Raw genomic sequence first — 12,984 nt, 5'->3', positions numbered from 1 at the left:
ATATGGTAACATAAAAGGACTTTATCAAGGTAGTTTGATAAACTTTTTTCTCATTTTATGGATTTTTCTGCTATTATTGAGTGGTTTTATGGCTGACGATAGGTATAATATATGACTGACACGAATGACGAATTTGACCATTTGGTTTTTATTGGACGATTTCAACCCTTTCATCATGGGCATGAATTTGTCGTTAAAAAAGCATTAAGCAAAGCTCGGCAAGTCATCATGCTCATCGGCTCTGCCAACAGTCCACGCACCATCAAAAACCCCTTTACTTTTGAGGAGCGTACCCAGATGATACTCGGTGCATTCGGTGATACTGACCGCAAAAGAATCCACTGCCTACCCATTGATGACACACTGTACAATGACCACAAATGGTTACAAAATATCCAGACTGCCATCGTGCACACCACAGAAGCGAACGCACGCATCGGCATCATCGGACACAATAAAGATGACAGTTCGTATTATTTATCGCTATTTCCAAATTGGGGAGCGATTGAACTTCCTAGCTTTGAGAATTTATCCGCCACACCACTTAGAAAGCTGTACTTCGCCGATGGTATCATTGATGAGCGTATGCCTGATGCCTCTTGGCAGTTTTTACAGGCATTTAAGCATACAACAAACTATGTTAAGCTATATGATGAATACCACCATATTCAAGCATTTAAGAAACAATGGCAAAACACCCCATATCCACCCATCTTTACCACCGCTGATGCTCTAATCGTGCAATCAGGACACATTTTGCTCGTTGAGCGTGGAGGTGAATACGGCAATGGGCTATGGGCATTACCTGGGGGATTTTTGGACATTGACGAGCGTTTGATTGATTGTGTGTTGCGTGAACTATCTGGAGAAACTGGACTAAGTATTAACCACAACACCCTAAAATCTCGCCATACTTTTGATGCACCTGACCGCTCTTTACGAGGTCGCACGATTACCACAGTATTTCATTTTGAATTGACAGGCGATGACCTACCCACCGTCAAAGCAGGCGATGATGCCAAAGGCGTGTTTTGGCTGCCCATTCATGCTCTAGATGGCAAAAAAATGTTTGAAGATCACTATAGTATCATCACCAACATTTTAGGAATTTAACTCTCAAGTTTTAATACGATAAACTTTAATACGACAGTTATAATTAAAAAGACAGCCTAAACAGCTGTCTTTTTAATTATACACACCATTGGTTATCCAATCAGTTAAAATACCATCTCCACACGCCCAAACACACCGACACGATGGTCTTTATTTTCAGACTTATTATTATAATAGCTAACATCACCTTGTAAGAACAGCCATTTACGCCATACAGGCTGACGATAGCTGGCATAAGGACCATAGATATTTAGGCTGACTTTTTTATTTTCGATATGACCACCTGCATAAATGCCGTAGCTAAATTCACGCTGACCGTACTTGGCTGACCAATGATGTTGCTGATAAAAACTATTTGCCCAGTTTAAATCCTCAACATCTTGATGGGTGTAATGCAAATGCGTACGGTTAATGAGAGTACGACTGTCTGATTGCGGTTGGCTAAATTCCAAAGTCGTCCGCCCATAGTGTTCGCTTTTTGAGCCATAGCGGTACATCTGCTCAAAATAGGCATTGACTCCTTGTGATAGCTCCCATCGCTTACCTGCACGCATTTTTAGATAAACATCATCAGAACGCACACCCAAATCAATGTCAGTCTCAATATTTTTGTTTTCTTGGAATTTTGACCATCTAATCCCAAGCGATGAGTTCTCTTGTCGGCTTTGGCGTCTGTCAAATCGCCGATTGGTGCGAGTGATTGCACGCCCATCATTATGCATACCACCTTTGGTATCGGTATCCAAATTATCATCACCAAAGACGACACTCAGCCGATTCTCTAGGGTAGGCAGTTTTAATTTGCCACGAACACGGGGTTTGATGGCTGTGCCATCATACTCATCCCAATGTATATCAGCCATCACTCTTAATGATGCATAGGCAGGATTACTTGGGTCGGTCTGCCCAAACCATCGGTCCAACTTATCAGCGGTCTTGTTTAGATAGTCTTTGGTATCGTAGCGTTTTTTATCCAGCCAAGTCGTCCGCATCTCATCTCTTGGCACAGATAACGCACCCATCTCATCGGACACCGTTTCTGGATTTTGGGCATAAACAACTCCTGCTAGCCCAGTCGTTATACACAGCGTGTATTTTAATAGATTCTTCATTTTGATGGATGCGTATTGGTCATTTTAGCAAGGATTGTAGCACATTTGATTGAAAAAACAAGCACAAAAAACCCGCATCATGCAGGGTTTTTTGGTTAATCATGTCATATGAATATGACACATGATACACATGCATCAATTACATAAATGGCAGTTTAGTAAATATCTGCAATACGATGGCGTTTACAATATCCACAAAAAACGCTCCCACCATCGGCACAATCAAAAATGCCTTGTGTGATGGCAAATAGCGGTCAGTGATTGCTTGCATATTAGCAATGGCCGTCGGTGTTGCCCCAAGTCCAAAACCACAATGACCCGCTGCAAGTACCGCTGCATCATAATCACGACCCATGACATTAAAGGTAACAAAAATCGCATACAGTACCATAACCACTGTTTGAATCGCCAAAATGATAAAAATTGGCAAGCCCAGACCAGCAAGCTCCCAAAGTTTTAATGACAACAGTGCCATCGCCAAAAATAGCGACAAGGCAGCATTACCAAATACATCAATGGCACGGTCAAACATATCAAAATTAAATATAGTGGTCAAGACATTGCGAATCACCACACCGCCAAATAACGCCCAAACAAAGGTCGGTAACTCAAACCAAGTACCTTTTGCTATGCCTGTCATGATATCGGCAAATGCCAAACACGCCGCAAACAATGCCAAAGTTTCAACCGCAGAGATGGCGGTAATCAAGCGAGTGCTATCTGCTTTTTCAAACATCTCTTCAGAAGCATAGTCCTTCTCATTGATGTTTGGCTCGCCATCTAGCGATTTGCCATGAGCGGTGTTCGCCGTCACAGCCTGAGGTTTGATTCCTAATCGATTGATGAGGCGTTGTGCCACAGGTCCACCAATAATACCGCCTGACACCAGACCATAAGTCGCACACGCAATACCCAATGTGGTCGCTGCCGCCACGCCATAGGTTTGCTCAAGTGTCGCACCCCATGCACCTGCCGTGCCATGACCGCCCGTCAATGAGATAGAGCCTGCCACCAGACCCAACATTGGATCAATGCCAAGTAGCATCGCTGAGCCTACACCAACGGCGTTTTGAACAATGATGAATACTGATACCAAAGCAGACAACACAAGCAATGGTACACCACCTGCCTTTAAACGGCTAAAGTCAGCTGACAGTCCGATAGATGCAAAAAACATCAACATAAAGGCAGTCTGTAGCTCTTTTTGAAATATAAAAGAATAACCAAAAACTGCGTGTAGCGTATAGATAACAGCTGCCGCCACCAAGCCACCTGCCACAGGTTCAGGGATATTAAAATGCTCCAAGAACTTAATATTCTTAACCAGTACCTTGCCAAGTAGCAAGACCAGCGTGGCTAAAATCAAGGTATAATAGCCATTTAATACAATTTCCATAACAACTCCAAAAACAAAAATCTCAAAAAAGGCACGCATAACATATCCATCTTAAAAGATATGGTTGCTACTTTCCAATACAATTGCCTTTTTAAACGGCGTGTATTGTAACAAGTTTACTCTGCGATTGCAAAATCTTACCCAACCCCATGTAGTACCATAAAACAAAAAAACGAACATATCAAGATGTTCGTTTTTAAGATAGCTCAAAGACTAACGAAGGAATGCACGAGCATTACGGAACAGACGCATCCACGCACCATCATTCTTCCATTCATCAGGCTTCCAAGAGTGATTCACCGCACGCAGTGTACGCTCTGGGTGTGGCATCATTAAAGTAACACGCCCATCAGTACTACATACACCTGTAATGCCCTGCGGCGAGCCGTTTGGATTAAGTGGATAATGCTCAGTCGGACAGCCTTGTGAATCCACATAGCGTAGTGCAATCTGACCATGACGAATAAGCTCATTCATCGACCTATCGTTCATCTGTGCATAGCCCTCACCATGTGCCACTGCTACCGGCAAGATACTGCCTTGCATGCCTTTTAGTAGGACAGACTTGGTGCGTTCTACTCTTACATTGACCGTGCGTGCTTCAAAGCGTGCTGATTGATTAAGAGTAAAGCGTGGAAAATGCTCTGCACCAATCATCAACTCTTTTAATTGGCTCATCATCTGACAGCCATTGCACACACCTAGAGCGAAAGTCTCTGGGCGATGGAAAAATCTAGCAAACTGCATACGAAGCTCATCATGGAATAAGACAGAATTCGCCCAACCAGAGCCTGCACCCAACACATCACCATAACTAAAACCGCCGCACGCCACCAAACCCTCAAAATCCCTTAGGTTAATGCGTCCGCTCATCAAGTCGCTCATGTGCACATCCACCGCATCAAAGCCTGCGCGCACAAAGCCTGCTGCCATCTCTAGATGACCATTCACACCTTGCTCACGCAAAATAGCAACCTTAGGCTGACTGGTGCGACTATTCACATAAGGAGCTTCCACCGCCAAATCCAACTCAAAATTCGCATCAGCAATCAAACCATGATAGTTGGCATCAGCAATCAAGGCAAATTCTTGGTCAGCACAAGCAGAATTATCACGCATGGAAGCGATGGCATGACTTACCTTACTCCATTCTTGTTGCAACTCGCTACGAGTGAAAGTCAATGACAGCGTTGAGGTGATGATATCAAGCGTATCTTGGTTTGCCCCACCGATTGGTGTTGCAAAAGTATGACCAATCACACTGAGTAAATCTGCCACCTGATGCGTCTTTGCCAGCTCAATCAGTCGCCCTTCATCTTGTGGTAGCACTTGAATGACCACGCCCAACTCTTCAGCGAACAGCTGCCCTAATAGATGATTATCTTCAAGCTCTAATAAAATTTTTAGCCGGCTTGCGAACTGCATCTCAGCAACCGTTGCAATCATACCACCATCACTGATGTCATGATACGCACAAATCACGCCTGCTTCATTCGCCGCTTGGATAAACGCAAAGAAATTGGCCAGAGTGGACGGATTTTCTACATCAGGACAATCATCGCCAAGCTGACTTAATGTCTGGGCAAAGATGGATGCACCCAAACGCAGTTTTCCGCCTGATAAATCCAAACGATACAAGCTAGCGTCCGCATTCGCAAGCTCAGGCGTCATGGTCTTGGCGACATCTTGAACAGGAGCGAAAGCTGTGATAATAAGACTCATGGGTGAGCTGACACTCTTTTCTATGCCATCATCACTCCAGCCTGCTTTCATGGATAGGCTGTCTTTACCGACAGGGATGGTAATACCTAAGGCAGGGCAAAGCTCTTCGCCGATGGCGTGTACAGCATCAAACAAGGCTGCATCTTCTTTGTCATCGCCACACGCTGCCATCCAGTTGGCAGATAGCGTAACCTCTGACACTTTATTGATGCGTGCTGATGCAATGTTGGTCAATGCTTCGCCCACCGCCAGACGAGCTGATGCTTTTGGGCTAATGAGTGCCACAGGCGTGCGTTCACCCATCGCCATCGCTTCGCCTGTATCAGCCAGTAGTCCTGACATTGTTACCGCACAGTCTGCCACAGGCACCTGATAGCGACCGACATACTGATCTTGGGTTACCATACCTGTGATGGAACGATCGCCAATACTAATAAGAAACGACTTGCTAGCGACCGTTGGATGGCGTAGTACATCTTTGATGCTTTCACGAACATCAACACCTGATACATCTAGTGGGCAAAGCTCGCTATGCGTGCGGTTAAAACTGCGTTTCATGCGTGGCGTACCACCCAATAACACCTGCATTGGCATATCCACAGGTTGCTCTGGCAACAGACTGTCATCAACTTTTAGTTCACGCACGGCTGTTGCTGTACCCAAGATGGCATAAGGACAGCGTTCTCGAGCACAAATTTCATCAAAAAGTTTCTCACTCTTTGGCGAGATGGCAAGCACATAGCGTTCTTGAGCTTCATTTGACCAAATTGCCATCGGCGACATGCCTTGTTCAAGCGATGGTACTTTTCTTAAGTTTAAGTGAGCACCCAGTTCATGATCATCGACCAATTCTGGCATGGCATTGGATAATCCGCCTGCACCCACATCATGGATAGAAATGATAGGGTTGTTATCCTCGCCATCTTTTGCCATCGCCCAACACGCATCAATCACTTCTTGACAACGACGCTCCATCTCGGCATTATCTCGTTGCACCGATGCAAAATCTAGCCCTTCATCAAGCTTGCCACTATCTACAGAACTGGCTGCACCACCACCCAGACCGATCTGCATGGCAGGTCCGCCAAGTACGATAAGCAAATCGCCCTCAGTAATGGCGTTTTTTTGCACTAAGTTGCGTTTAATATTACCATAGCCCCCTGCTATCATAATGGGCTTATGATAGCCACGCATCTGGCTGCCGTCCTGCTTGGCAGAAGTATCTAATTGAAAGCTACGAAAATAGCCGTTTAAATTCGGACGACCAAACTCATTGGCGAAGGCGGCACTGCCCAACGGACCATCAATCATGATGTCAAGAGCACTTGCCATGCGTTCAGGTTTACCGTAGTCTTTGGTAGAAACTTGACCTAAGACCTCCCATTTTTCAGGCATATTCGGCAGGTGCAGATGCGATACACTAAAACCCGCCAGCCCTGCCTTGGGCTTACCGCCACGACCTGTTGCACCCTCATCACGAATCTCACCGCCCGCCCCTGTTGATGCTCCTGAAAATGGTGCGATGGCGGTTGGGTGGTTGTGTGTTTCAACCTTCATTAAGATGTCAATTTGTTCGTCATGAAAGCCATACTGCGACTCGCCTGACGCATTTTTGTTGGGGTAAAAACGAGATGTCGCAAAGCCTGACATCACCGCTGCATTGTCCTTATAGGCAGACAAAATGCCATCAGCGTTTTTCTCGTGCGTATTTTTAATCATCTTGAATAATGATTTTGGTTGCACCTCACCATCAATCGTCCATTCGGCATTAAAAATCTTATGACGGCAATGCTCCGAGTTCGCCTGAGCAAACATCATGAGTTCTACATCGGTCGGGTTGCGTCCCAACTGCGTAAAATTATCCACCAAATAATCAATGTCTTCTTCAGACAAGGCAAAACCAAATTCAATATTTGCACGCACCAAAGCATCACGACCATCTTGCATGATGTTTACATACTCTAGGCGGGCAGGCTCACCATCAACAAACAAAGCCTTAACATCATCTAGCTCATACACCAAACTTTGGGTCATGCGGTCATGTAGGATATTTTCGGCAGTGGCGGGCAATTTAGCAGGTAGATTGTCACCTGATAAAGTAAAAACCACCACTCGCTCAAGACGATTAACCTTAATGCCACAATTATTGAAAATATCAGTTGCCTTTGATGCCCATGGGCTAATCGTCCCAAAGCGTGGCGATACCACCACTTGCATCTGACCCTTTTGGGCAGTCTTTAGAGCAACTTCATCGCCCTGATTAAGCAAATTGATGACCTTTTTATGGTCATCGCCATCAACGATATCATCAAAAACATAAACCTGCTGACTGTCTACCGCACTAATCTTTAGTCCTGCTTTCTCCTTAAGCTGTGTCGCCAATTTCTTGGCTTGAAAATCCGTTAAAAAACGATGTCCTGCGATGGTACTAATCATGAACAATGCCCTTGTCAAATGATGAAAAATAAATACTGCCATTATAACAGATAATCCAAGATATAACAGATGATCACTGATTTTTTATTAGGCAATCAAGGCAAATTGCCCATAAAAATCGCACAAAATTTCAACGCATTCTAAAAATCCATAATCACATTAAACCAGTAATTTAAATTGAGCCATGTGCTCATCATTCGGTGAATAAATATTACCTTATAGCTTACTGGCTTTTGGACAAACAACAAATCCAGTCAACACAAAAGCCCCATCTTAGACTACATTTTCCAATTCATTTTATTCTCATCAAGTACCTGCTTGGCAAGCTGTCCCTTTAGGTCCACCGTCCCCAAATCATCAAGTGCATCTATCAACGCACGATAGCTAGGACGCATACTCACAAAATGGCTAGCACTCACCTCTGTAATATCAGCTCGGCACCGACTCTCAAAGTCCTGTGCTGCCTGACGCAGTCTGGGTACACCTGTATATCGTGATGCCCCAACCATACGATGCGTAAGGTCGGCAAGCGTCTTTCTGTCTCTGTCTGCCCATGCACGCTCAAGCAACTGTTTTTCTTGCTCGGCATTATCAATCATCATGGTCAGTAGTTTCTCAGCAAGCTCAGCTTTATTTGCTGCACGACTTAAGGCATCTTGCCAGTCAATGTCCAAAAGCTCCATCGTGGCACTAGGCGTGGTGTTGATTGGTGTTGTCGTATGAGTCATGCCATCAATCTTATTGACAAATTTATCATCAAACAACTGCATCTCTTGATATGGCATGTCATCAGATTGCTGATTAAGCAACACCGCCTTATCCGCATCATCATGCCCAAGCCAACGCTGTAAAGTTTGCAGTAGCTGTTGATGACCGATAGGCTTACCCACATAATCATTCAATCCTGCAGCGACCAACCTGTCTTTTTCATCAGATAGCCCATGTGCAGTCAAGGCGATAATCGGCACAGGCTTAGACAGGTGGGCTTGTTCAATTTTGCGAATTTCAATACTTGCTTCAAGCCCTGACATTCTAGGCATTTGCACATCCATAAAAATCAAATCAATCGGCAACCCCTGCGATGTTGCAGTCTTGGTCATAATTTCAATGGCATCAAAGCCACTGCCCGCCATGACAACCTCCACCCCAAGCTCTCCAAGCAATGCCTCAAGCACAAGCAGATTTGGCAAATGGTCATCAACCGCCAACACACGAGTGCCTGTAAATCTCTGCTGTCTGATGGGTTTGGCGACCAACTGGTTGGGCTGATTTGACAACAGTTCGTACAGCTGTCTTTTATCCATCGGTTCATACAGAGCATTAGCATGATAGCGTTCAAGCAGTGCAGCATCCATACCCACCTGATAACCATACGCCATCAGTCTGCCATCATAGCGAAGGCGAATCTGCCTTAAAATCGCCCCAATATCATCTTGGGCGGCATCCTGTCCAAAGTTATCAACAATCACCCAATCAAATTCGTGCGTATCATCTAGCTGTTCAAGCAAATCAGCCAAACCAATCGCCTCTGTGATGACCACGCCTGTCCCTGCAAGACTTGCTTTTAATACTTGCACCGCAGGAGCATGGTTAATCCAAACCAACACATTGGCGTTCATATTTGGTTTACTAGCCATCATTTCGCCATTCATCTCGTCAGGAATATCTATGTTGGTAGGCATCTCAAACCAAAAAGTCGCCCCTGTTGGTGCGATATTTTCGCTGTTATTGTCAAAAAAGCCAATATCGCCACCCATCATCATGGTAAGTTGTTTAGAAATCACCAACCCAAGACCTGTACCACCATAACGGCGAGTTACCGACAAATCCCCTTGGCTAAAGCTCTTAAACAGCTGTGCTTTGTCCGTTTCGCTAATACCTTTGCCTGTGTCTTCAACAGCAATATTTAGATAGCCATCGTGAACATCAGATAAGCCGACACGCACCACCACACCGCCTGCGTCAGTAAACTTAATCGCATTGCCCACTAAATTGGTTAAAATCTGCTTCACTCGCAGACTATCGCCCACCACTTTGGTTGGCACATCATGATAAAATAACACCGCCAGTCGCAGGTGCTTTTCAAGTCCTGCTGGAGATAACATATCCACCACATCATAAATCGTGGCATACAGGTCAAACTCATGATGTTCAAGTACAAGTTTTCCTGCTTCAATCTTAGAAAAATCAAGCACATCATTCACCAAAGCCAATAGGTGTGCTGATGATTTTTTGATGGTTTGCACATATAGATTTTGTTCGCTTGTTAGTCCTTGTTTGCGAGCCAGTAGGTTGATAAAACCGTCAATACTGTTCAGTGGTGTTCTTAGTTCGTGGCTGATGTTCGCCAAAAATGCCGATTTGGCTTGACTGGTGGATACGGCTGCATCACGAGCATTACGAATGGAGATATTTTGCATCTCCATCTCGTCAAAGGCTTGTTGCAAATCCCTTTCCGTCTCTTCGGCATGGTTTTTTAGTTCATTAAAGCTGCCATCCAACCGTTTTAATGCCTTTAAAAAATCCTTCTGCAATAAAGAAAACTCACCATCTACATTAACTGAGGTGGGGTTTGATAGATTTGTTACATCAAGTCGCTGTAGATACAGTCGCATTTCATAAATTGGAGTAATCCAGCGTTTTGAGTAGCTGTTTAAAATCAATAAGAGCAACAAAATCGTCATCAATCCTGTGATGGACAAAGCAAGCCACACATGATAATAGGTCAAGGTCAAAGGCTTGTTGTCCATTTCAACAAACAACCAAAACTGCTTGCCATTGACACTCACAGGATTGCCATACGCCACACCCTGTGAGGTCTTAAGCCTTAGAACATGAGGTGCTGATACATCAAAACTTGTCCAACTGGCATCAGCATTCATACCAAATGAATGCAAAGGCTCTCCTTTATCATTCATGATGGCAAGACGCTGTACTCGCTGCTGCCGCATTTGATTTAGGCTTTCTAATGTATCGCTTAATGTCGTGGTTTTTTGATGGTTATGGGCATTATAAGGTAGTACCGCATTAACAAACACTTCATCAAAAAAAGCCTCTGCCTGTGTCAGTCCATATCGCTCTAATCGTGGTCGTGCCGCTGTCTCATAACGAAGCAATGCCGCTTGTGCCAGTATGTCTTGCTCAGATAAGACCGCACGACGCACCTCACTAAACACCAAATAACCACCAACCATCGCCAGTACCGCAATGGGCAAAAACACCAGTAAAATCAACTGCCCGTAGGCACTTTTTAGACCAAAACGCACTTTATTCATACACAAGCCATCATCTACCAACCACAGATTGTCTCTTGGGGTAGTTTAGCACGCTTTTGGCGTATTTTTGAAAAAAGAGTGTGTTATAATAGACTAATTTTTAGTCCGATAATTCTTCTTTGTCGTTTATAATAACAACAGGATTGTTTATGAGTAATTTCATCACCCAGACCACCATTTTGGCAGATTGTGTGGGGCATACCCCTTTAGTACAACTAAATCGACTGAACAAGGATACTAAGGCGACTTTACTTGCCAAACTAGAGGGCAATAACCCAGCAGGCTCTGTCAAAGACCGCCCTGCTTTTAACATGATTGACCAAGCCGAAAAGCGTGGCGATATTAAAGCAGGCGATACACTCATTGAGGCAACCAGTGGCAATACAGGCATCGCTCTTGCTATGGTAGCCGCCATGAAAGGCTATAAGATGACCCTAATTATGCCAAAAAACTCCACCCAAGAGCGTAAAGATGCCGTAACTGCTTATGGGGCGACCTTGATTGAAGTAGAGCAAGGCATGGAAGAAGCTCGAGATTTGGCACTACAAATGCAAGCAGATGGGCTTGGCATCGTGCTTGACCAGTTTAATAATAACGATAACAAAGAAGCACACTATCTGACCACAGGCCCTGAAATCTGGGCACAAACAAACGGTAAAATCACCCATTTCGTCAGTTCAATGGGCACAACAGGCACAATTATGGGGGTTGGCAAATTTTTAAAAGAGCAAAACCCCGCCATACAAATCATTGGTCTACAGCCTGACGAACATTCTAGTATCGCAGGCATTCGCAGATGGCCAACAGAATATCTACCTGGTATTTTTGATGCGTCTTTGGTGGATAAGGTGATGGATGTCAATCAACAAGATGCCGAAACCTACATGCGTAGACTTGCTAAAGAAGAAGGGGTATTTTGTGGGGTGTCATCAGGGGGTGCAGCTTGGGCGGCCCACCAAATCGCTAAAGACAACCCTGATGCAGTTATCGTCTTTATCGTCTGCGACCGTGGTGACCGATATCTATCCACAGGTCTATTCGGTGTAGTGGACAACTGACCAATCTACCAAACAAGCATTCACAAGGCACATTATGAACATGAATAATCCTGTTTTGGTCTTTGACATCGAAACCATTCCTGATATTAAGACAGGCAGACGACTTTATCCTGAACTACAGGGGTTAAATGATGATGATGCCTTGATTGCACTCACAGCCCTACGCCATGCCGAAGCAGGAAATGACTTTATGCGTCTGCCCTTGCATAAAATTGCTTGTTTGTCATTTCTTTGGGTGGAACATGGACAGTTTACCCTAAAATCTTTATCATTGGACAACAAAGACGAGCATGAGATTTTGGCGAGTTTTTTTCGTGCTTTTGACAAAAAACCCACTTTGGTAAGTTGGAATGGATCAGGCTTTGACATTCCTGTGTTGCTGTATCGTGCTTTACATCATGGCATCAGTGCTCCTGCATTGTTTAATGCCGACAAAAAACCCGACTATCTGTATCGCTATGGCGAGATGCACATTGACCTAATGGACAAGCTATCGCTTTATAACGGCTACAACAAACAAAAGCTAGACACCATCGCTTCACTGTGTGGCTTTGCAGGTAAGGGCGATATAGATGGCTCTCAGGTCATGCCAATGGTGCAAAATAACGAATGGCAAAAGCTAACCACCTACTGTGAATCTGATGTATTAAACACTTGGTTGGTTTATCTACGCTGGCTTATCTTAACAGGCAAGGCGGATACACAGCTTTGCCAGCGTATCAGCGAGCAGACACATGAGTTTGTTGCCAGTATCACCAATGACGATGGCACACTTCGCCACGAACGCTTTTTGCAAGCATGGCAAACCAACTAGACATCAACCAAAAAGCAGGTCATTTACCTGCTTTTTATTTTGTCTGCCCTGCCAACCC

General features: G+C 44.5%; 7 protein-coding genes. 3 read left to right on the top strand and 4 right to left on the bottom strand.

Annotated elements, in window-relative coordinates; all coding sequences use genetic code 11:
* Nucleotides 1-111: 111 nt before the first annotated feature.
* Nucleotides 112-1,113, top strand: coding sequence for a bifunctional nicotinamide-nucleotide adenylyltransferase/Nudix hydroxylase (locus L3D27_RS00695; protein ID WP_432481281.1), 1,002 nt, complete (start codon nt 112-114; stop codon nt 1,111-1,113).
* A 104-nt stretch (nt 1,114-1,217) separates the two neighbouring features.
* Here the strand turns inward: L3D27_RS00695 and L3D27_RS00690 are convergent, their stop codons facing one another.
* The 4 genes from L3D27_RS00690 to L3D27_RS00675 all read right to left on the bottom strand — a co-directional run bounded on the left by L3D27_RS00690 (nt 1,218) and on the right by L3D27_RS00675 (nt 11,054).
* On the bottom strand, nt 1,218-2,225 hold the full coding sequence (locus L3D27_RS00690; protein WP_432481280.1) for a hypothetical protein: 1,008 nt from the start codon (nt 2,223-2,225) through the stop codon (nt 1,218-1,220).
* 139 nt (nt 2,226-2,364) lie between these two features.
* Nucleotides 2,365-3,621, bottom strand: a complete 1,257-nt coding sequence (gene gltS / locus L3D27_RS00685; protein WP_284673795.1) for a sodium/glutamate symporter — start codon at nt 3,619-3,621, stop codon at nt 2,365-2,367.
* A 213-nt stretch (nt 3,622-3,834) separates the two neighbouring features.
* Nucleotides 3,835-7,779: a phosphoribosylformylglycinamidine synthase gene (purL, locus tag L3D27_RS00680; RefSeq protein WP_432481279.1), complete on the bottom strand. Its 3,945-nt coding sequence runs from the start codon at nt 7,777-7,779 to the stop codon at nt 3,835-3,837.
* A gap of 278 nt (nt 7,780-8,057) precedes the next feature.
* Nucleotides 8,058-11,054 (bottom strand): ATP-binding protein, encoded by a 2,997-nt coding sequence (locus tag L3D27_RS00675; RefSeq protein WP_432481278.1) that lies wholly within the window; start codon nt 11,052-11,054, stop codon nt 8,058-8,060.
* A 149-nt stretch (nt 11,055-11,203) separates the two neighbouring features.
* Between L3D27_RS00675 and cysM the strand changes: the two genes are divergently transcribed.
* Both cysM and L3D27_RS00665 read left to right on the top strand, forming a co-directional pair.
* Nucleotides 11,204-12,112, top strand: a complete 909-nt coding sequence (cysM, locus tag L3D27_RS00670) for a cysteine synthase CysM (protein WP_284673792.1) — start codon at nt 11,204-11,206, stop codon at nt 12,110-12,112.
* 34 nt (nt 12,113-12,146) lie between these two features.
* Nucleotides 12,147-12,926: a 3'-5' exonuclease gene (locus tag L3D27_RS00665; RefSeq protein WP_418001269.1), complete on the top strand. Its 780-nt coding sequence runs from the start codon at nt 12,147-12,149 to the stop codon at nt 12,924-12,926.
* The last annotated feature ends 58 nt before the right edge of the window (nt 12,927-12,984 follow it).

It is taken from the genome of Moraxella sp. ZY200743, from assembly GCF_050885545.1.
Taxonomy (GTDB): domain Bacteria; phylum Pseudomonadota; class Gammaproteobacteria; order Pseudomonadales; family Moraxellaceae; genus Moraxella; species Moraxella haemolytica.
The sequence above is the reverse complement of the archived record's forward strand: the minus strand, read 5'-3'. Positions and strand labels throughout refer to the sequence as shown.